Source organism: Clostridium muellerianum (assembly GCF_012926525.1).
Classification (GTDB): domain Bacteria; phylum Bacillota; class Clostridia; order Clostridiales; family Clostridiaceae; genus Clostridium_AM; species Clostridium_AM muellerianum.
The window spans coordinates 79559-100954 of the sequence record NZ_JABBNI010000063.1 but is presented as its reverse complement, the minus strand read 5'-3'; the positions used below and the strand labels follow the sequence as shown (position 1 = coordinate 100954).

The window sequence follows — 21396 nt, the reverse complement described above, 5'->3', positions numbered from 1 at the left end:
ACACCATAATAGAACTACTGTAAATAGTATAGATAATATTGTAATTTTCTGATAAAATAAAGATAGAAGAAGGGAATGATTACATGAATAGATTAAAACCCCTAAATGATTTCGTCTTCAAAAAAGTCTTTGGAGAAGAAGAAACAAAGTATAATCTAAGAGCACTACTTAATGCAATATTAAGTAAAAAGGATACAGATAAGCTAGTAACACTAGAAATAGTTGAAAATAAAGAGTTAACACCAGAACTTATAGAAGATAAGACAGGTATAATAGATGTCAGAGCAAAAACAGCAGATGGTACACAATTGGAGATAGAAGTACAGCTAACAAACCAGCATAATATGGATAAAAGAACCTTGTGGTACTGGGGAGAAATATATTCAGAAGGTATTAAAAAAGGAGAAGATTACAGAAATTTAACCAAGGTAATTACAATCAACATAGTAGACTTTGAATATATTAATATACCTAATAAATTTCATACAACTTTTCACCTATGGGAAGATGAAGTTAAAGACTATATGCTGACAGATGTAGTAGAGATACATTTCATTGAAATGGAGAAGTTTAGAAAGCTAACAAATAAGAATCTAAAAGAAGATAAGCTTCAAAGATGGTTGTCATTCTTTAGAGAAGATATAAGTAAAGAAGAGTTAAAGGAGTTGATGGATATGGATGTTGATATTAAAAAAGCAGAAGAAAAAATGGAATATCTAAGCAGTGATCCAAAAACTTTAGAACTTTACAAAGCAAGAGAAAGATCACTACATGAGAGAGCTAATATGATAAGTTCTGCTAGAGAAGAAGGAGCAACTGAAAAAGCATTGAGAGTAGCTGAAAAAATGTTAAAACGAGGAAATAGTATAGAAGATATTGTTGACATAACTGAACTTCCAGTGGATACAGTAATGGAGCTAAAAAAGAAAATGATGCATTAAAATAATATTAAATTCATAAGATGCTTAGTAATACTTGATAAATAACAGTGATTAAAGTCGCTGTTATTTTTTTACCCAAAAGTCAAGCTTTTGTCTACAGTACAGTAAAACTGTAGAGAAAAAATAATTTGATTTGTAATTATTAGTGTATCTAATAATAGTTTATCTATAGTTCAACAAAATATAGAATTCCTAACTGTTAACAGCATTGATTTGACTAGGGTTTGAGGAGGTGAAGATAGGAATAATTTAGGTTAAGTTAGTGCTATTACTGATACTAAATTAAGCGTTAAGTTATCAAAAGCTGTTGATGATGCTAAAGCTGAAAACTTCTCAATAGCAGGATGCACAGTTAATACAGCTACATTAAGTGCGGACAAAACAGAAGTTAAATTAGATGTAACTGGATTACAAGTTTCAAAAGATTATACTTTAAAAGTAACAGGATTAAAAATTGCTGCAGTAGCTCAAGAAGATCTTACTAAAGATTTCAAAATGCCAAATGCAGAGTCTTTATTTAGTCCAGAATTAAGCTTTTCTAAAACACAAGTAACAGCAAATGCAGAAGATAGTGTTTTGGTTACATTTACGTTAAAGGATTTAAATGGCAATGTAATGAAAGATGCTAGCGGCGTAGAAGTTGCATTCTCAAGTACATTTGGTAATTTAGCTGAAAAGAGAGTTACAGCACAAAATGGTGTTGCAACTGTATTATTAAAATCAGAAACACTTGATAAAGCTCAAAATGCAATTGTAACTGCACAAGTTGTAGAAGCAAATAATAAAAATTTATATGGTTTACAAAAACAGTCTAGTATACCAATGGATCCAAATCCAAATTCAGGAAAGGATCAAACAGTTGGAGCTACTATGACTCAGGTTCAAGCATCTCAGGCAGATAGAGTAACAGTATTCTTTAACAAGGATGTTGATGTTGCAAAATATGCAATTAAAGGAACATCTGAATATAATAAGACTAAGGATAATACTAAGGCAGATATTTCTGTATATAGTAAAGTAGCTAATGATAAACTTACTGATCCAGCTAGTGATGATAACGCTAATAAGAGTTCACAAGTTATAGGAATAGCACCTGTACAGGGAAATTCAAGAGCTCTTCAATTAATATTGGATAAGCCATTAACAGATAACTCTAACGTTGCTGTAAATTTTGTTGATAAAACAGGATCATTAAATGTATCAAGTACAGAATCATGTAAGTTGACAGATTCTAGAAGACCTGCAATGTTAGGTGTTGAAAGAAACGGATTAAAAGAATTAAAAGTTACTTTCTCAGAACCAGTAGAGGCTAGTACAGCAAACAGTACACTTAACTGGGTAATTGATGGTGTTAAATTAAGCGATGATGTATACGGATTAAACACAACAAAAGCAACTGCAGTTGTTGGAGATTTCAAGGTTGCAGATGGTACAGATACAAGAAATGTAGTTACAATTACACTTGGAAAAGATAAAGATGGAAATCAAATATACTTTAAACCAGGTACTCACTCAATTCAGGGATCAGGTATAGGTGACTGGGCTAACTTAACAGATTTAAACAATAATGTTATGAACACTGAAACACTTGATTTTGCTATACCTGAAGATAAAGATGCACCAAATGCAACAGTAGAAGTTCAATCACCAGAGCAGTATGTTGTTTCATTTGATAAGGATCTAGTTAGCAACTTAACAAATGCTGACATTAAGCTACAAAAATACAATAAAGATAAAGCAACTTGGGAAGATTATACAAAACAGACTTTAAAGGTTACTAAAATTGCAGATGCTTCAAAATATAAAGTTGAAGTTACTAAGGACTGGACTGATAAAGATGTTTATGATACAACAACTTCTCATTTAAATTACTATAATGATAGCTACAGATTAGTTATACCTACAGAAAAAGTTGCTAATGCTGCTAATGGAATTAAAAATGTAGAACAAGATCTTACATTAGGTGGAGCTATGACAACTCCAGATCTTACTTCACCAGTTATAAGCGATATAAAGGAAATTAAGAATGCTGATGGAACAATAGTTTATAATGCAATTATGTCAGAACCAGTAAAGATAGCTGTTGTAAATGCGGATGGAACAATATCTCCTTCAGCTGATAGCTTGGACACATTAGCTGAGGGACAAAAAGCATTGCCACAAGTAACAGCTCAATTTATTAAGAAAGATGGCAGTAAGACAATTGATGGAACTGTAAGTGCATATGTTAAGGATCAATATGATAAAACAATATCAGTAGTTCCCAAAACAGCTCTTGACAATGGAGACTGGACACTTGTTGTAAGATCTATATCAGATGATATCGGAAATACTGCAGCTTCAGCTACAAGAGATTTTACAGTAAAAACTGATGCTGTACAAGCAGATAATAAATTTGCTGTTAAATGGGCATTTGCTGATCAAGATACAGTTTTAAACCCAGCTGAACATGGAGATGGTGATAATACTGCAGATTATATATACGTTAAATTCAATAAAGCAGAATCAATTACTGGAGATGCCACTAATGTACTTAAGACTTCTAACTACTCATTAGATGGAGAACCACTTCCTACTGGAACTCAGATTACTGCTAATATAGCAGGATATGATGACAAAGATGGAGTAAATGATTCTATTACAATAAAATTAAAACAAGGAACTTTAAATCATAAAAATGCACCACATGTTTTGACTATTTCAAGTTACTTAGAAAGCACAACTGCTGGTGATGCATTAACAAATGGTGGAGCTAAGACACTTGCTTGGAATATTGCTGATGCCGATGGTTTAGTTTCTGACATGGCTCAGACATTACTTGGAAGTAATGCTACAGTAGGAAAAGATGCTGCTGGACATAATGTAGTAACTGTAACAAATACAGATGCTAAATTAGTTGATTTATTAACAGTAAGTAATATAAGTACTATACCAACAGTTAAAATAGGGACAACTACACTAGCTGATTCAGCAATGTCACCTGCTGCTGTTAAAGCAGCACTTGTTACTGCACTAGGAAAACCTGCTGGTTATGATGCTAATCAACTTACTCTTGCTGATTTAGTTGGAAAGACTATAGAAGTTAATGGAACTAATTACACAGTAGGACCAGTAACTCATTAATTAAAGCTCAACCTTTCAGGTCTCGCAAAGACCCTAAAGGTGTAAAATTTTCCAGTGACAAGCTGAGAAAAGAGAACGGATAAGTAAAACCAGAAGAGAGGAGGAAGGGAAGTACAACCTTCCTTCTCCCATTTAAATAAATGAACGGATAAAATTGTACTAACATATCTAAAATATCTTTAAGCCATAAAATAGTCAGGTCACACACTGGCTGAAAAACTAAATAATCTAATCAAAAATGAGAGTATCTTTAGGGGTACTCTTCTGTTCTTTTTTGATTTCACTGCAAAAGAATGATAAAATACACTACATAAAAATTCTCTAAAGAAGGTATAGACTAAAAACTTAATAATAGCAACAGTTCTTGCTAGATTTTATACCTAAAAATTCAATGCATAATCTAAATAATGCCGTGAACTAACCTGTAACAACTCTAAAATCAAACTTATATTATTTCTTTGAATAATAAAATCATAATTCAAGGAGGAATAAATATGAGTACATCAAATAACATTTCAATCATCAGTAAATTCATAACTAAGGAGGTAGAATATATTTATCAAAGATATAACAGTATTCCAGAAGATGAGCTAAACAAAGTAAAGCAATTCATACAGACACTAGAAAAAAATCATCTAAATTTTGATCCCTATAGAAGCTATGCTGCTACAAAAACAACTGCTGAAATATGTGCTGAATTAGAGGATATAGACATTATAAGACTATATTTATTCATACTGGATGATTTAGGACTAGACATAAAAGCAGAAGATACTAAAGAAGCATATATGGATTTAATTGAGAAAGGTTATTGTAAAATTCCAGGGTACTACTTATATAAAGATGAGGAAACAATGAAGGAATTAGCTAGAGATGAACTAGATTGTAAGCTAGATGACACTGAGCAAGTAGCAGATATGTTTGATGTAGAAGATCTAGCTAATCTATGGGTATTCGGAACTTCAAAACAGGAAGCAGCAAAACAATACATGAGGGACAATGAGTGGTGGGAAATACTAGGCTGTGAGCAAGGAGAGGAAGGATACACTGACTATTATGGTGATATGATCTACTACAGCTTAACTGGTGAGGAGGTGTAGTAAATGATTAAGATAGAATATAGAAAAGAAATAGAATCTATTAATTATCTACCACTAGAGGTTGTAAATGTAGTATCAGAAATAGCAGCTATATTAGATGATAACTATGGAGAAGAAAGAAATGCAGATGATGATGGTGGATATATTCTAGTAGTGGAAAATGAAGAGGATATTAAGAAGCTTAATGATGAAACAGGAATAGATGTAACTACTGCTATACCAGAATATGTTGACTTAATTAAATGTAGTAATGGAGAAGAATATACTAATTCACTAATACTATGTAATAATGACTTTGGAATAAGTTTAATAATACATCTAAGTCTAACATCTAAAGAATTACTTGATTACATGGAGTAGTAACAATGAGTTTATTAAGTAAATCAGCTGAAAATATAGCAGTACAATTTCAAGAGCATCTAACAGCAGATGGTAAAGCAGAGAAAACATTAGAAAGCTATGTAGGAGACATTAGAGCATTTCTTCAATGGTTAGAAACTAAAGGAGCAGAATTCAATGGTAAACTAAAAAGATTTCACATAACATCCTATAGAAACTACTTAGTACAAGAAGGATATGAGGTAAATACCATAAATAAGAAGATAAACAGCCTACAATCCTTTAATCAATACCTAATAGATAAAGGTTACGTTAATGAAATAGCAGTAGATTTAAAGAAAGATAAGGTAAAAATAGCAGCAGGTAGTGAAGGAGAAGTAGAAGTTTATAATGATGACGAAATAGAAAAGCTAATATTCTACATTCAATCAGATGCAGTAACTTCAAGGGATAGAATGATAATTCTAATGTTGCTATATACTGGTGTAAGAGTTAGTGAGCTTGTAAATATTAAGCTAAAAGATATTGATATATTAAGTCTTAATCTAACTATAACATGGGGAAAAGGAGGTAAAAGAAGAGAAGTACCTTTAAAAAGTGAAGTAGTAGATTCTATAAAGGAATACTTAGAAGGAGAAAGAAAAGAAAGTAAATTTGCAGATAGTGAATACTTAATACTTACAAATAGAGCAAGTAAGATGGATAGAGATGCTGTAAATAAGCTATTAAACAGAATAGGAAAAGAACTAGGATTTAAGCTAAACCCACATAAATTCAGACATAGCTTTTGTACAAGACTACTCAAAAGAGGAGTAGAACTAACCACAGTTGCAAAGCTAGCAGGTCATGCATCAATTCAAACAACAGCTAATTTCTATATAAATACATCACAAAAGGATAAGAGGGATGCGGTGGAGTTGTTGTAGAAATTGTAACCGTAGTTACAATCTAAAATATTGGCACTATCAGCAATGTAAAAATCAGGATGTAGATAATGTCAGTAGTGCCGATGTTTAAGGCTATATTAGGGCAAATGAAACAATAGAAATTTTAAACATATATCATATCTATAGAAGAACAATACATGATTGCTACTTCAACGGAATATATAGGAACACAAAAAAGAATGGAGGAATGGAAATGAGAATAATCAAGACTATTAAAGATATTGAGCTGCTTAAGGAAGCGACAGTAGTAGATGCAGGAATACTAGGAGAAATAGACAAACACTTCAAACATATTTACAATAACCTTGGGGAAGGAATTCCTATTGAAGAATTCTCGTTAGTAGATAGTGGTATAATAGTGCTGCTTGAAGCAGGAGACAATGTAGCAGACCTTGAAGAAATAGGACTTAATTCAGAGGATGGAGGTCTGCTTGGAGTGATACCTGAATGGATAAACGAACAAAAACTAGCTGATTGTACACTAATCACTGCTTGTATCCTTTGCAACAATGAATATGCACTAAGTATATTCTTAGAAAGAGGTAAGTTTGGTAAGAAAGTAGAAAAATGGATAAGTGAAAATATGTAAGGCACCTAATCTCAAAAGCAAATGAGGTTAGGTGTTATTTTGTGCCTAAAAATAAGGAAGGAATGATAAGAGTATGATATCAAATAGAAAAAATGAATCAGCTAAGAGAGTAAATATAGTATCTATCAAAATGGTAAGGGAAGGAAGTATTCTCTACGATGTAAGGAAAATAAGCAATCCAGCAGATGCAGCAGAACTTGGAAGAAGATTTCTTGAGGAATGTGACAGGGAAAAGCTCATAGTATGTTGCCTAGACACTAAGAATCAACCGCTATCAGTAAATGTAGTAAGTGTTGGTTCACTAAATAGTTCTATAGTGCATCCTAGAGAAGTATTCAAGGTAGCAGTACTATCCAATTCAGCTTCAATAGTAGTATTTCACAATCATCCATCAGGAGATCCAGCTCCTTCTACAGAAGATATAAATGTAACCAATCGGTTAAAAGAGGCAGGAAAGCTAATAGGAATAGAGCTAATAGACCATATCATCATAGGTTCGGATAGTAAATACTGTAGTCTGAAAGAAAAAAGAATATTGTAGGAGAAAGGAATGAATAAGATGTTTAATAATGAAAGATACATGACTAAAGGAATACAACAGGAGATACCATTAGAACTACAATTATTCCTGTGGAATTGCATTGATACACTAAAGGAAGAAGGACAGAAATTAGACTACTTGCAGGTGTTTGAACTCACTAAGGAAAGAGTAGATGATGTATTCTTTCAAAAGATAGAACATAGGCAGGAGGTACCAGAATACAGTAAGAGCTATAGATTAATCTTTAATGAATTGATAGAGGCAAAGATATTTGTGATAGATGATGGAACATACTCCACTATGATGCTGGCTGAAGAATACTAAAGGAGGATGATAAGTAATGGCAGAGATATTGATGTTGATAGCAAGAATAATATTAATCATAGCAGGAGGAATGAATGCAATTGATGCTACAATAAAAGTAGCAAATGCGTCTGATATTGACTTTGAAACACTGTGGAACTCCCTACCTAATAAGTGGAAGTGATACACACATAGCAGCTGATTGTGTAGGCTGTTATTTTTTTGCCTATGAAAAGCCTAAAATATCGGCAATGCTGACAATGTAAAAATCAGGATGACAATAATGTCGGTAGTGACGATATCTACGGCTATAAATGGGGTGATGAATATGGTATAATCTGAACATTGGAGGTGCTAAAATGGGTAAAGAATATGTTTCATTTTACCAGATAGCAAAAGAGATGGCATTGGAGGACGGATTACCATATCCTAACTATGTGGATTTAGACAAAGAAGATATAAGAAAAGGTGAATGGGAAGCCAAATTCAAAAACTATAGAGAAACAAAACAAGAATACTTTGAAAATATCTTAAAAAACCAAGGAATTAATCCTAATATTAAATATAAAGTAAATGGAGAATATCAAATTCCTGTACAGGAAAAAGAGAGCATAAAATTACTAATAAGAGAATATACAAGCAAGTACTATAAAAAATTAAGAAATGGCAAAGAACTAGAATTTGAGGACATAGAGGATATAGTTAAAAAAGCAGAAGAACTTATAAACAGTAACTTCAAAGGTGATGATGCAGAAAAACAGTTAGCTTCTCTATATGGAGCTACTGAATATCATAGTAGAAAAGCTAGTAAAGAAGTATATAACAGCGTTATTGAAATGATACGTAAGAGCATAAATAATGTGAAAATAGAAAAAGTAAATAATAAGCAGATTATAGATAATAATAAGGAACTTGCTAAATTTAAAAGCATTGAAGAGATAGTAAGTAGTACTAAATATGATAAATCAATAGATACTCCTAAAATGCGGACTTTGAATGATAATGATGCTGATATTCTTATACGATTCTATGAACAAATGCTAATCGCTGCAAATGAAAGGTGGAATAGATTAGCTGATATATTTAGTGAATTAAGAGATGAAGAAATACAAGATTCTGCTTTTGCATTATTAGAATTAGATATAGAAGACACAAGTTGGCTTAGTAAAGGATATAGACAATCTGCAAATATATTAAAGGAATCATTGAAGATACTAAATGAAGAATTGACAGAACAACCACAAATAAAGGAACTATCTGAGGAAGAAAAAAAGAAACTAGAATATATAATTAAATCACTCAATCCAAACAAGAAATAAAAAAACTTGTTTGGATTTTTTTTATGGTAGGGAAAAAACATATTCAATTTTCCCTGCTAAAATACTCCCTCTAAATGCATTATTATATAATCATAGCGAAGGTGCTTGAGCTAAATAATAAAGTGTTGGTAACTGCAGTACCAGCATGAGAGGGAGTAAATAAAAAATGGAAATGAATAATAATAGTTCAAGAATACTATCTCTTGAGGAAATGATGGATATAACGAAAAGACCTTCCATGAGAAGTTGTGTAGAGGAAGGTATGCATAAAGGTGCTATAGATTCAGTAGTGCTGAAAGAAGTAGAAAGCAAATTTTCAGGAACTGGTAAAAGAATAGTATTAAACATTAAGGTTATAGTGGAAGACGAAGATGGAAAAGAAGTAGCATTATATCTATCACCGAACTTTACATGGAGTACTAAAGGTAAAATGATAAAGGTTCTTCAAGACCTTGAATGTTTACCTGAAGCAGGTGAAAGACTTGATATTGATGCAATGGTAGGGATGAAGGTAAAAGTAGTAGTTGAAAACACTGAAAAAGATGGCATTGAATATTCAAATATAATTAGCATGAAAAGAGCTAAAGAAAGTAAAGTACCTAGTAATAAAAACAGGAAGATACCACAAAGGAAAACTTCATCTCAAGAAGAACTAGAAGAACTTAATGAATTAGATGATATGGGAGAAGACTTTGAAATAGAGGAATAAAAAGTACACTGCCTGCAGCTGTTAGAGCAGTTGCAGGCTAGAAAATAAAGATGAAATGAGGTACGTATAAATGATAAATAAATATGATATAACTGAATGTTTAGAGGAAATTTCATTTGCAATGCAGGTGCTAAAGGAAGAAAGTATTGTAACGGAGGTTAGAATCCTAAATGCTAATAAAGGAACCTTAAGTGGATACTATGATGACTATGATAAACTTGCAACAGACATCACCCAATACATTGGTAAATACAATATCTACTTCACTATAAATCCAGTAAAACAAGAGCTTCTTGCAAGGTCAAAGAATCATCTTACAGAATACGCTAAGACTACAACAACAGATGCAGATATTGAGAAAAGAGATATTCTAATGATAGACTTAGATGCTAAAAGAGCTGCTGGAATATCATCATCAGATGAAGAACATCAAAAAGCTATTGAAAAAGCTGAAAAGGTTAAAGAATTTCTAACGGAGCAAGGATGGGCAGAACCAGTAGTAGCAGATAGCGGTAATGGTGCACATCTACTATACTATATTGACATTCCTAATGATAAGAAAATTACAGAACTTGTAAAAAATGTACTAAAGGCATTAGACGTAATGTTCACAGATGATGCTGTTGAAGTGGACAAGTCAACCTATAATGCGGCTAGAATATGTAAGGTATATGGTACGGCAGCTTGCAAAGGTGATGATATTGAGGAAAGACCTCACAGAATGGCAAAGATAATAAGTTATCCTGAAGAAATAGAAATAGTGAAGAAAGAGCAGTTGCAAAGTGTTGCAGCTATGCTTCCAGTAGAAGAAAAAGAAACTGTTGGGAAAAAGAAAACAAAGTTTGACCTAAATAATTGGATGGAAGTACATGGCATCAAGGTCGCTAGTGAAAAAATTTCTGGCAATGCAAAGATATATGTACTTGAAAAGTGCCCTTGGAGAGAAGAACACACTAATCATAGTGCTTACATCATTCATTATAATACTGGAGCAATAGCAGCAGGCTGTCATCACAATAGTTGCAGCGATGAAAACTGGCATACTCTCAGGGATAAGCTTGAACCTGATTGGAAAAAGAAGACCAAAGCTTCTAAGGAAGATGGAGAAGCTAAGGAAACTCAATCAGATCTACTAATCAATGCTGGAAGAGATGCAAAACTATTTTGTGATGATATTGAAGAAAAGTATGCAGCAGTAAATGTCAATGGACATATAGAAGTATACAAGATAGGTAGTAAGAAATTTAAAATGTGGCTAACAAAGAAATACTATGATGAAACAGGGAAAGCTCCAAGTAGTGATGCAATGAACCAGGCATTGGGAGTATTTGAAATGAAGGCAATGTATGAAGGTGATGAGAGAACCCTTGCGAGAAGATGTACAAAGCACGAAGGTAAATACTACTATGACCTTGCGGACAGTAATTGGAGGAACGTTGAGATAAGCAAAGATGGATGGAGGATAGTTGATGATGCTCCAATACTCTTTGTAAGAAATAAGAATATGAAGTCACAAGTACTACCAGTGCAATATGATGATTTATCAATATTGGACAAACATTACAGGTACAAAAATAAGGAAGATGCAATTTTGCATAAAGTAAATATGGTTACAAAATTCATACCAGATATTGCACATCCTATAGATGTGATACATGGTGAAAAAGGTGCTTCAAAGACTACTTCAATGAAGAAAGATAGAAGCATAGTAGACCCTGCGGTAAGAGATGTAGTGTCCATGCCTACAAGTAAGGAGGACTTAGCATTAATTCTTAGCAACAACTATATGCCTTGCTTTGATAACCTTGATAATATAACTGCTGAAAAAAGTGATATGCTTTGCATGGCTGCTACAGGTGGAGGATTTAGTAAGAGAACTTTGTTCACAGATGATGACGAAACTATACTATATTTCAAAGAACCTGTAAGTCTAAATGGTATAAATGTAGTAGCAACTAGAGCTGACCTTCTTGATCGTTCAATACTCCTTGAACTTGAAAGGATACCACCAGAAGAACGTAAGGAAGAGAAAGTCATTTGGGAAGAATTTGAAAAGGATAAACCTAAGATACTTGGAGGAATATTTACAACACTATCAAAAGCTATGACCATATATGATAGCGTAGAATTAGATAGAATGGGTAGAATGGCTGATTTCACTAGATGGGGCTATGCTGTAGCGGAAGCAGCTAGCATTGGTGGAGAAGCATTTCTTGATGCATACCTTAACAATCAAAGCAGAGCAAATGAAGAAGCAGTTGAATCTAATCCTGTAGCCGCAGCAGTAATCAAGCTAATGAATGATACTAACAGATGGGATGGTACTGTAGGAAGATTGCTTGGAGAGCTAAACAGAATAGCAGAAAAGGAGAGTATTAACGTTCATTCTAAGCTATGGGCTAAGGAGCCTAATGTTCTTAGTAGGAGATTGAAAGAAGTAAAGTCAAATCTAGAACTGTTAGGAATTTACTATACTATCAGACCTCGTAGTAAGGGTAAGAAAATAACTATTACAAAAGGAACTGCAAATACCGAAATAGTTAGACCTATAGATGATGTTGATGAAGTAGTAGATAATGGATTTGATGAACTATTTGGCGATTAGACGCTAGAGATAGTCTAAAATATCGGCACTATAGACAATATAAAAAATAGGATGACAATAATGATGATAGTGCTGATATTTAGGGCTATAAAAGGTAGTATGGAAACTAACTATGATAATATTAGTCACAACTAATTAGTAATAATTAGTATTTAAAATATATATTATAACCTTGATTAATAATAGAGGAGGTAATTTAAATGTTATTAGATGAAGGAAAACAAAGCTTTCTTCAATACATGGATACTATTGATAGGAGTTCTCAAACAATAGATAGTTATGGGAAAGATCTAAGCAATTTTGGAAAATATCTATCAAAAAAGTACAATTGTGAATGTTATGTAGAAGATGTAACATCTACAGATATAGAGGATTTCTTGCTGTACTTGAAGGGAGAAAGAAACTATGCACCAGCATCTAGGAGCAGAAATCTTTATACTATCCGATCTTTCTTCTCCTGGGCATATAAAAAACAGATAGTAGAAAGAGATGTAGCATTATCTGTTGAAAATATCAAGCTCCAGCAGAAGGAACGTGTATATCTTATAGATGAAGAAGTGGAAGAACTTCTTGCAGCAATAGAACAACCATTGATTAATTTAGTAGTTAGAACTTTATATATGACAGGTCTTAGGATATCGGAATGTTTAAGCCTTACATTGGACACCGTAGATCTTAATAACAGAATTATTCATGTAGTAGCAGGAAAAGGAAATAAAGATAGAGTTATCCCTATATCAGACAAACTATATACTTATCTAAAGAACTATATAGAAAATGATAGATTAGATATAGATTCGCCATTATTTTTTGCTAATCATAAAACAGGCAAGCTATCAGCACAATATATAAATAGAACTCTTGGAGAAGCTATTATAAAGCTTGGTTGGAGTAAGAAAGTAACCTGTCATATACTACGCCACAGTTTTGCGTCACGTCTTGTACAGCAAGATGTGAATCTAGTTCAGGTACAGAAACTATTAGGTCATAGCAGTTTAAAGGTTACAAGTATTTATACTCATTCAAGCATAGACAAGCTAAAGACTGCTGTGAACGCAATATAATGATCTATAAATATCGACACTATTGGCGTTGTAAAATTTAGTATGACGACAATGCTGGTAGTGCCAATATTCATGGCTATATAATGGGAGGTATTTTGAGATGGAATTGAGAAAGAATGAAAATGAACCTATATATGATGATAAGGTGAAAAATGTTATTAGACTTCTTACAGAAGGTATTGACAGAGAAGAAATAGCAAAACAAATGGGGTATTCTAATTACAAGTCGTTAGATATGTATGTTAGACGTAGAAATTTCCATTGGGATTCAGACAATCAAAATTATGTACCAAATTACAATAGATTTGAAGGAACTACCTTAGAAGATACTATTGCATCAACTTCTAAAGTAGCACAGGTGATAGCATTATTTAGTAAAGAAGGTGCAGATCCAAAAGTAATAGCTAAAAGATTAGGCTATGCAGATCACAGGGAAATGGCTTCCTATATGTCAGGAAAAGGCTATCAGTGGTCAAGTGAGAAGAAGAATTATACAAAGTCATTAGGACTGGTTGAAGAATCAGTGGCTGAGCTTGAAACATATTCACAAGCGGATACTAGATTAGAAAAGAGTAATGATAACATCATAGAAATTATACCAAATGCTAAGAATATCAGTTCAGAACAAGTGGATTTGCAGCAGTTTGTACCTCTTCTAATGATGCTACAGAAGAACAAAGAAAAATTAGTTGATATGTTGACACCACAATCCGATGCTGGTACTATTCCAAGGTATGCACTTCCAGGAGTATTTGTTACTAAATCAGTTCACATGGTTAGTCCACTAGATGTAATGGTAAGGGAGTTCTCAAGAGAAAAGAATGTATCTCAAAGGGATATATTCGCTGCTGCATTGCTTGAATTCTTTAGAAAGTATGGTTATGAAAGAGAGGTAGAACAATTACTGAACAGCAAATGATTAGTGAAATTAATTGTGAAATTGGTTATAATATATATATATGAGGATGTGAAAATTTATGAATAGTAGAGAAAAATATGACTATTGGTTGGAAGCAGCACAATATGATTTGGATTCAGCAAGAGTAATGATGTATGGCGGAAGGTATATGTATGTAGCCTTTATGAGTCAACAGGCAGTAGAAAAACTTGCAAAAGGTATATATACATTATATACAGGCAATGAGCCACCAATGATTCATAATATTTGGAATGTATTAAGACAACTTAAAAGAGAAGTTAACCTTAGTGAATATATACCTATTAATCAATTTGAAGAAGATTTGCAGAAGTATAAAAGCTTCTTTGCAGAATTATTATCATACTATATATCTGGTAGATATCCTTCCTTCAAAGAGAAAATATCAAGTACTATTGATTCTAATAGGGCAAAAAGAGTATTAAATAATACAGAGGAGGTATTTCAATGGATAAAATCTCTGAATCAGTACAAAAAATAATTGCAGAATACATTCGTGAGTTAGGCAAACAAATTCCTATTCAGAAGGCTATATTGTTTGGTTCTTATGCAAAAGGTACTATTCATAGATATAGTGATGTTGATATTGCAATATTTTCAGACTACTTCAAGGATATGAGTAGAGTAGATGGAATTCACTTTTTACTATTATCTGCAATGGATTATGACATGGATATAGAACCACAACCGTTTACTATGGATGAATACCGTGAGCCCGTAGGATTAGTAGAAGAGATTCTAAAGACAGGAATTGAATTAGAATTACCACAAGCAAGTTAGAGCAGTTCTTTGTATATAGCCTTAGTTATCGGCACTACCGACATTATTGTAATACTAAATTTTACAATGTTAGTAGTGCCAATATATTAGGGTACATTATGTCATTTCATTTTTTTTTGTTATTTAATTTCATACTAAATAGCTGTAATTATTGACACTACTGATACTATTGTCCTTCTGCAGTATGAGCAACAAAAGAACAACTAGCGATATTGTGCATAAATTGAATTTGTTCACTTCTATTCAATTCCAAATGGAAATGGTATATTCCTTTTCCTTTTTTCTATTCCATTTTGAACACCTATCCTTTCTGTTACGCTTATTCCATTATGTATTGAGCAACAAATGATAGAGCAACAGAATATTGAGAAGCATTGATTTCACTGGAGTTGATTAGTACGAAGAAATAGGAAAATTATGGTTAGGGTTGTGCTATTACTAAAACTAAAGTACAAGTTACTTTCAATAAAGCAGTAGATGCTGCAACTAAAGATAACTTCAGTATTGATGGTGTAACAATTAATGGTGCTACATTAAGTGAAGATAGAACAAAAGTAGTTTTAGATGTAACTGGAACAGATTGGGCAACTAAATATACTGTAAAAGCTACAGGATTAAAAGTTGCAGGAACAACTCAAGCTGATCTTACAGGAGACTTTACATCATTATCAGTTAATGATGCTTATGCATTAACAGTAACTGCTGATGATTCAACAGTTATTGCAGATGCAGGACATACAACTACAGTAAGAGCAAAACTTATTGATAAATCAACTGGAGCACCAGCAGCAAATGTTGATGGTATGGTTATTGAGTTTAAAGCAAGTGCTGGTAACTTAGCTAATAGCAGAGTTACAGTTCAAAATGGTGAAGCTGCTGTAACATTTATATCAGAAACAGAAAATTCAAAAGTAGCTGCTAAAATAGATGCACAAATAAATGAAGCTTCAAATGATTATAAAGCTTTAATAGGTAAAGTATTTGGAACAACAAATGTTTTACTTGATCCATCACCAAATAATGGTTCAAATAATGCTATAGTAGTAGGAGCTGAATCAGATATTGCTGATAGAGTAACTCTTCACTTCAACAAAGAAGTAAGTGTTAAGAACTTTGTAAAACAAAATCCTGATGGAACTTACATGGTTGATAAAGACGGAAATGCAGTAACATATGGAGCAAATGAAGGTGGATATGTTGTTGCTATATCTCAACCAGGAACAGGAAAAACATTTAAGGCTAGAGGTTTCAAACCAGGTACTGATGCAAAATCAATGGTTGTTATTCTAACTAAAGGTAAAGATACTACTTTAACTGATAATACTACTGTTAATGTAGATATAACTGATGCAACTGGAGTTAAGTCAGCTCAATCATTCGTATTAACTGACCCAAGACCAGCTGAACCAACTAATGTTACACCAACTGGATTAACTGGAGTTAATGTTGTGTTCTCAGAACCAATAGTAGATCCAGTAGTAGATTTAACTACACAACAAGTTAGCATAGATGGTGGTAAACTTGATTTATTAAATATGAATTACACTGCACCTGCAAAATTAATATCTACAGGTGATTTTGACCAAAATAAATTTACTGATACACGTAATGTATTAACTGTAACTTTTGGAAAATACATCAATGCGGTAACAGCAACTAATTCAATAGATGGTAAAGCACACAAAGCTGGAGAGCAAGTATTCTTACCAGCAGGAAACCATTCAATTCAATTAGCAGCAATAAAAGATTTTGCTGGATATACTGATACTAAGAATATTTCTACAACTCAAGTACTTAACTTTGCAGTGCAAGGAAATGATGTTGTACCAGCAGTTGCTTCAGTAGTAGCTGAATCACCAGAACAATTCAGAGTTAAATTTAATTGTGATGTTGCTGGAACTCCTGCTATGGCTTTATATGCTTATAACAGTTCAGGTAAGTATGATTTATTTACTAATGTTGATATAGACACTACAAATGGTAAGCTTATTGATCCTACAAACGGTAGCATACTTGATGTGAAGAAAGTTACAGATTCTGAATATATTGTTCAACTTAAAGAAGACTGGACAAAAATTTACAAGACTCAGCAAACAAATAAAAACTATTATAATGGAAAATATGCTTTGCATTTTGAAGCTAAAGCATTAGTAAATCCTGCAAATGGTAAAGATAGTGGAGATGCATTTGATGCACCTATTACTGGAACTGCTATAGCAAATCCAGATACAACAAGTCCAGTTATAAAAGATATAGTTCAAGCTCATGATAAAACACCAAATGCGTATGATGTTATAATGTCTGAACCTGTAAAAGTTGGAATACTTAAAGACGGTGTTGCAACTTCAGCAGATGGAACTGATACTATAGCTCAAACACAAGGTAAATTACAAACAACTACAGTTCAATTCTTAGGAAAAGATGCTGATGGAAATACTGTTACAGTTGATGGTATAGTAACACCTTATGGAGATACTGCTGATGCTACAGCTGAGGCAGCAAGTGCTGGAGATACAATATTTAAAGTATCACCAAATACTGTTGGCGGAAAGACAATACAGCAATTAGTAGATAATGGAACTTACCAAGGAACTTGGACAGTAGTAGTTAAATCAATTAGTGATGATGTTGGAAATACAGCAGCAACATTAACTAAGGCATTTGTATTATCTAAAGCTCCAACAAGTGAAGATTTCTATGTTAATGATAAAGCAAAAACAAATATAGATAACATGAATTTAGCTGCTTTCAAAATTGATCCTAATGGTGCAGGAGAAGATAAATTATATGTAACATTTACTGAACCAGTTACTATTACTGGAAATACTGAAAATGCAACTAATGTTTCTAACTACACAATAGATGGTAATTTATTACCAAAGGGAAGTTACATTACATTAACTAATGATATTGATGGTGATGATGGCGTAAAAGATAACACAATTGTTATATCATTACCAGATGGAACTTTAAGTAATGCAGATAAACATACTTTAGTTGTTGCTAAGTCATTAAAGAGTGCTAACGGAACTGCTTATAATACAAACCATGCAGTACAATTTGTATTACCAAGCATAGCAAGTGCAAACAACGTAATTAATAGTTTAATTGGTGGTACTGATGTAGCATCAACAACTATGGATAAAGCTGGTAATGTAGTTATTACATCAAAAGTTGCAGCTACATCTACTTTAGCTAGTATAGGAGCAGTAAATGCTACTAATTTAACAAATGCAATAAATAATGGTGCTGAAAAAGTAACTTTAGGAGCAACTACACTTGATCTTAAGGCTACAGCTCCAAATGATCTTAAAATGGCTATTGCTAAAGCAGTTACAGGAAATGCTTCAGCTACTGCAGCAGACTTTGATACTTTAACTATAGACCAGTTAAAAACTTATGCAAATGCTGGCAATTTAAAAGTTACAGTTAGTGGCGTAGTTCATAGTGTAACAGTTCAATCAGGCGCAATAAACTAATAGCAAGCTCAACCTTTCAGGTCTCGCAAAGACCCCAGGGGTGTAAAATTTTCCAGTGACAAGCTGAGAAAAGGAAACGGATAAATAAAACCATAACAGGGGAGGAAGGGAAGGACAACCTTCCTTCTCCCATTTAAATAAATGAACGGATAAAATTGTACTAACATATCTAAAAATATCTAATATCATAAAATAGTCAGGTCATATGCTGGCTGAAAAACTAAATAATCAAATCAAAAATGAGAGTATCTTTAGGGGTACTCTTCTGTTCTTTTTGTTAATTAAATAGTTATTTAGTGATGTTGTATTTAAAGTTGAAACTAGAATAGGGAAATGTTAAAATATAAATGTAAAACGTAGATATGATAAAATAAATAGATGATAGGGAGTTGTTATTCTTGGAAAATAAAATATTAGAATTACTTAATCAACTAGTAGATGGTCAAGATAAAACAAACGATAAATTAGATAGAATAGAAAAAAAGATAGATTCTGTAATCGAACAAACAGCGGATTTAACAGAATTTAGAACTGAAACCAAAGATAAACTAGAAAGTATTGATAGTGAAGTTAAAGGAATAAGAAAAGATTTAAATGCTGTAGAGATAGTGACATCTAAGAATTGGAATGACATAGCAACATTAAAAGCTGTAAAATAGTAAAGAATCGCAGATGTGGCGGTTCTTTTTTTGATAGTAGCAAGCTCGCTTCGTTTCGCAACACCCCCAGGGGTTGTGAATAAAGTATGAACGGATAAAACATTGATTAGCAAGTGCAACCTTTCAGGTCTCGCAAAGACCCCAGGGGTGTAAAATTTTCCAGTGACAAGTTGAGAAAATAGAACGTATAAGGCAATAGCAAATTCAATCTTTTAGGTATAGAAAGAACCCAGTAGTGAAAAATTTACAGCTCATGACTGTAAAATCTTGCACCACTGGGGTATTTAGCTTGCTACTATTTATAACAAGTTTATGATATAATAATGTACAATTAACAATATAATATAAAAGGAGAATAGTTATGAAGATAAGGAATATTTTAATTGCATCTGCAATATTTGTTTCATTGTGTAGTGGAAAAGCTATGGCTGCAGATAACATTAATACTTCAATGGACAGGACAAATCTATTAATCACAGCAAGTACTACTAATGATGGTGACATAAAAGTTTTTCCAGAGAGAACTGATGTGGCCATAGATAAAAAGTGGACACTAAAGTTTAACAAACAATTAAATTCTCAGGCATTTAAAAAAGATAATATACAGGTATTAGATAGTAATGGACAAGCAGTTTCAGTTACAGTGCAATTGAATTCTGACAATATGTTGGTAGATGTTCTGCCACCAAGTTCAAATTATACAAATGGGCAAACATATTCTATAGTTGTGAAAAAATCATTATTAAGCAAAGATAACATTCAGTTATCAAAAGAAGCTAGAATGAAATTTACTATAGTTAAATCCTCATCAGGAAATTCTAGTAGCTCAGGAGGTACCAATACAAATGTGAATCCTGCATTAATAGAAGCTAAAAATGTTTTACCCAAAGTTCAAGAACTAGTTAAAACTCAAGCAGAAAAAAATTTGGTAAGTACTATAAGATCAGCAATAGATGCAAAAATAAGCAATCCATCTACAGTAACAGATACAGCTTCTATTAAAGCTAAATATTATAGTCTTTCACCTGATGAACAGGCTGATTTTAAAAATGCTTTGATGGGTAACTTTACAATAGGAACATTATTGCAATTAAGGAGTTTATTTCAATAATGACCCCAGGGGTGTAAAATTTTCCAATGACAAGCTTTAAAATAAATAACTGAAATAAGAATAGAGAAGAGTATGTATTGAAGTGAGAAATAATCACTTTTTAGTACGTACTCTTTTTAATTTTATATGAAAGTTCATTATGTTAAATTTACTATTACTTTTAATAAAATTGACTTGATGTGTGTAAAATTCTTGTAATTGGCAATAGTTTTAAATAAATAGTAGGGAGGAGGTTTTATTTTGTCAACACCAAAAGTTCCTTGGTTCCGCGGAGCTAGTTGTCATATAACTGCAAGGGGAAATCATAGGAATGATATATTTAAGGACGAAGAAGATTTTCAATATTACATAACATTAATTGAAGAAGCATTAAAGTATTTTGAGTATGATGAATATAAAATAATTTGCTATTGTTTAATGGATAACCATGTGCATATACTGATCAAAACTAAAGATAAAGCACCAGGACAATTTATAGGTAGAGTAAATGCCGTGTATGCAAAGTATTTTAATAAAAAATATAATTATATAGGACACTTATTTCAAGATAGATATCATCCAGAGTTTATAAAATCAGATGAACAAATGCTTGAAGCAAGCAGATATATACACCTAAATCCATTGAGAGCAAATATGGTAGAAAAGCCACAGGATTATCAGTGGAGCAGCTATAGCATGTACATAGGAGATAAAAAAGAAAAATTAATAACCACAAAAGAAGTACTTTCATACTTCCAAGAAGGAAAAGAAAGAGAATTATACAAAAAGTTTGTTGAAAGTGCTATAAGTATCAAAACTGCTTTGTAATAAACTTCATTTATCTACATTTGGTTTTATAGGCGAGTTATCT

The 21396-nt window shown here is 32.5% G+C and carries 21 protein-coding genes; 20 read left to right on the top strand and 1 reads right to left on the bottom strand.

The window, feature by feature from the left end:
- Positions 1-83: 83 nt before the first annotated feature.
- The gene (locus HBE96_RS21325) at positions 84-941 is read left to right on the top strand and encodes an Rpn family recombination-promoting nuclease/putative transposase (protein WP_169299719.1); all 858 of its coding nucleotides are present in this window, start codon (positions 84-86) and stop codon (positions 939-941) included.
- 254 nt (positions 942-1195) lie between these two features.
- Here HBE96_RS21325 and HBE96_RS26805 read toward each other — a convergent pair whose 3' ends face one another.
- Complete coding sequence (locus tag HBE96_RS26805) at positions 1196-1321, bottom strand: hypothetical protein (protein WP_281064369.1); 126 nt, start codon at positions 1319-1321, stop codon at positions 1196-1198.
- A gap of 115 nt (positions 1322-1436) precedes the next feature.
- On the opposite strand from HBE96_RS26805, the gene HBE96_RS21320 reads away from it, so the two are divergent.
- The 19 genes from HBE96_RS21320 (at position 1437) to HBE96_RS21230 (ending at position 21353) form a co-directional block, all read left to right on the top strand.
- Positions 1437-4064 carry an Ig-like domain-containing protein gene (locus HBE96_RS21320; protein ID WP_243187022.1) on the top strand — a complete coding sequence of 876 codons (2628 nt, stop codon included), beginning with the start codon at positions 1437-1439 and terminating at the stop codon, positions 4062-4064.
- Between the two features lie 494 nt (positions 4065-4558).
- Positions 4559-5164: a hypothetical protein gene (locus tag HBE96_RS21315; RefSeq protein WP_169299718.1), complete on the top strand. Its 606-nt coding sequence runs from the start codon at positions 4559-4561 to the stop codon at positions 5162-5164.
- A 3-nt stretch (positions 5165-5167) separates the two neighbouring features.
- Positions 5168-5524 (top strand): hypothetical protein, encoded by a 357-nt coding sequence (locus tag HBE96_RS21310; RefSeq protein ID WP_169299717.1) that lies wholly within the window; start codon positions 5168-5170, stop codon positions 5522-5524.
- Between the two features lie 5 nt (positions 5525-5529).
- Positions 5530-6429: a tyrosine-type recombinase/integrase gene (locus HBE96_RS21305; RefSeq protein ID WP_169299716.1), complete on the top strand. Its 900-nt coding sequence runs from the start codon at positions 5530-5532 to the stop codon at positions 6427-6429.
- A gap of 214 nt (positions 6430-6643) precedes the next feature.
- Entirely contained in the window at positions 6644-7039 is a 396-nt protein-coding gene (locus HBE96_RS21300) for a hypothetical protein (RefSeq protein WP_169299715.1), read from the top strand.
- 73 nt (positions 7040-7112) lie between these two features.
- Positions 7113-7580 (top strand): JAB domain-containing protein, encoded by a 468-nt coding sequence (locus tag HBE96_RS21295; RefSeq protein WP_169299714.1) that lies wholly within the window; start codon positions 7113-7115, stop codon positions 7578-7580.
- Between the two features lie 9 nt (positions 7581-7589).
- Positions 7590-7904: a DUF960 domain-containing protein gene (locus HBE96_RS21290; protein ID WP_342590214.1), complete on the top strand. Its 315-nt coding sequence runs from the start codon at positions 7590-7592 to the stop codon at positions 7902-7904.
- Positions 7905-7920: 16 nt separating this feature from the next.
- Positions 7921-8067 carry a hypothetical protein gene (locus HBE96_RS21285; protein WP_169299713.1) on the top strand — a complete coding sequence of 49 codons (147 nt, stop codon included), beginning with the start codon at positions 7921-7923 and terminating at the stop codon, positions 8065-8067.
- A 175-nt stretch (positions 8068-8242) separates the two neighbouring features.
- On the top strand, positions 8243-9202 hold the full coding sequence (locus tag HBE96_RS21280) for a hypothetical protein (protein WP_169299712.1): 960 nt from the start codon (positions 8243-8245) through the stop codon (positions 9200-9202).
- A 166-nt stretch (positions 9203-9368) separates the two neighbouring features.
- Positions 9369-9911 carry a hypothetical protein gene (locus HBE96_RS21275; RefSeq protein ID WP_169299711.1) on the top strand — a complete coding sequence of 181 codons (543 nt, stop codon included), beginning with the start codon at positions 9369-9371 and terminating at the stop codon, positions 9909-9911.
- Positions 9912-9981: 70 nt separating this feature from the next.
- On the top strand, positions 9982-12516 hold the full coding sequence (locus HBE96_RS21270) for a hypothetical protein (RefSeq protein WP_206155024.1): 2535 nt from the start codon (positions 9982-9984) through the stop codon (positions 12514-12516).
- A gap of 200 nt (positions 12517-12716) precedes the next feature.
- Positions 12717-13580 (top strand): tyrosine-type recombinase/integrase, encoded by an 864-nt coding sequence (locus tag HBE96_RS21265; protein WP_169299710.1) that lies wholly within the window; start codon positions 12717-12719, stop codon positions 13578-13580.
- Between the two features lie 100 nt (positions 13581-13680).
- Positions 13681-14499, top strand: a complete 819-nt coding sequence (locus HBE96_RS21260) for a hypothetical protein (RefSeq protein WP_169299709.1) — start codon at positions 13681-13683, stop codon at positions 14497-14499.
- Positions 14500-14557: 58 nt separating this feature from the next.
- Positions 14558-14998: a HEPN domain-containing protein gene (locus HBE96_RS21255; protein WP_169299708.1), complete on the top strand. Its 441-nt coding sequence runs from the start codon at positions 14558-14560 to the stop codon at positions 14996-14998.
- Positions 14965-15297 (top strand): nucleotidyltransferase domain-containing protein, encoded by a 333-nt coding sequence (locus HBE96_RS21250; protein ID WP_169299707.1) that lies wholly within the window; start codon positions 14965-14967, stop codon positions 15295-15297. Before HBE96_RS21255 ends, HBE96_RS21250 begins: the two co-directional genes overlap by 34 nt.
- Positions 15298-16100: 803 nt before the next feature.
- Positions 16101-18776, top strand: coding sequence for a hypothetical protein (locus HBE96_RS21245; protein WP_169299706.1), 2676 nt, complete (start codon positions 16101-16103; stop codon positions 18774-18776).
- Between the two features lie 398 nt (positions 18777-19174).
- Positions 19175-19435 carry a hypothetical protein gene (locus HBE96_RS21240; RefSeq protein WP_169299705.1) on the top strand — a complete coding sequence of 87 codons (261 nt, stop codon included), beginning with the start codon at positions 19175-19177 and terminating at the stop codon, positions 19433-19435.
- A 361-nt stretch (positions 19436-19796) separates the two neighbouring features.
- A complete protein-coding gene (locus tag HBE96_RS21235; protein ID WP_169299704.1) occupies positions 19797-20546 on the top strand; it encodes an Ig-like domain-containing protein in 750 nt (249 codons plus the stop codon).
- Between the two features lie 240 nt (positions 20547-20786).
- A complete protein-coding gene (locus HBE96_RS21230) occupies positions 20787-21353 on the top strand; it encodes a transposase (RefSeq protein WP_169299703.1) in 567 nt (188 codons plus the stop codon).
- Positions 21354-21396: the final 43 nt, after the last annotated feature.

What these genes read in the sequence shown, in the direction of transcription:
- HBE96_RS21325 (WP_169299719.1), top strand. Translation starts at nt 84, where the DNA reads ATGAATAGATTAAAACCCCTAAATGATTTCGTCTTCAAAAAAGTCTTT.
- HBE96_RS21320 (WP_243187022.1), top strand. Translation starts at nt 1,437, where the DNA reads ATGCCAAATGCAGAGTCTTTATTTAGTCCAGAATTAAGCTTTTCTAAA.
- HBE96_RS21315 (WP_169299718.1), top strand. Translation starts at nt 4,559, where the DNA reads ATGAGTACATCAAATAACATTTCAATCATCAGTAAATTCATAACTAAG.
- HBE96_RS21310 (WP_169299717.1), top strand. Translation starts at nt 5,168, where the DNA reads ATGATTAAGATAGAATATAGAAAAGAAATAGAATCTATTAATTATCTA.
- HBE96_RS21305 (WP_169299716.1), top strand. Translation starts at nt 5,530, where the DNA reads ATGAGTTTATTAAGTAAATCAGCTGAAAATATAGCAGTACAATTTCAA.
- HBE96_RS21300 (WP_169299715.1), top strand. Translation starts at nt 6,644, where the DNA reads ATGAGAATAATCAAGACTATTAAAGATATTGAGCTGCTTAAGGAAGCG.
- HBE96_RS21295 (WP_169299714.1), top strand. Translation starts at nt 7,113, where the DNA reads ATGATATCAAATAGAAAAAATGAATCAGCTAAGAGAGTAAATATAGTA.
- HBE96_RS21290 (WP_342590214.1), top strand. Translation starts at nt 7,590, where the DNA reads ATGAATAAGATGTTTAATAATGAAAGATACATGACTAAAGGAATACAA.
- HBE96_RS21285 (WP_169299713.1), top strand. Translation starts at nt 7,921, where the DNA reads ATGGCAGAGATATTGATGTTGATAGCAAGAATAATATTAATCATAGCA.
- HBE96_RS21280 (WP_169299712.1), top strand. Translation starts at nt 8,243, where the DNA reads ATGGGTAAAGAATATGTTTCATTTTACCAGATAGCAAAAGAGATGGCA.
- HBE96_RS21275 (WP_169299711.1), top strand. Translation starts at nt 9,369, where the DNA reads ATGGAAATGAATAATAATAGTTCAAGAATACTATCTCTTGAGGAAATG.
- HBE96_RS21270 (WP_206155024.1), top strand. Translation starts at nt 9,982, where the DNA reads ATGATAAATAAATATGATATAACTGAATGTTTAGAGGAAATTTCATTT.
- HBE96_RS21265 (WP_169299710.1), top strand. Translation starts at nt 12,717, where the DNA reads ATGTTATTAGATGAAGGAAAACAAAGCTTTCTTCAATACATGGATACT.
- HBE96_RS21260 (WP_169299709.1), top strand. Translation starts at nt 13,681, where the DNA reads ATGGAATTGAGAAAGAATGAAAATGAACCTATATATGATGATAAGGTG.
- HBE96_RS21255 (WP_169299708.1), top strand. Translation starts at nt 14,558, where the DNA reads ATGAATAGTAGAGAAAAATATGACTATTGGTTGGAAGCAGCACAATAT.
- HBE96_RS21250 (WP_169299707.1), top strand. Translation starts at nt 14,965, where the DNA reads ATGGATAAAATCTCTGAATCAGTACAAAAAATAATTGCAGAATACATT.
- HBE96_RS21245 (WP_169299706.1), top strand. Translation starts at nt 16,101, where the DNA reads ATGGTTATTGAGTTTAAAGCAAGTGCTGGTAACTTAGCTAATAGCAGA.
- HBE96_RS21235 (WP_169299704.1), top strand. Translation starts at nt 19,797, where the DNA reads ATGAAGATAAGGAATATTTTAATTGCATCTGCAATATTTGTTTCATTG.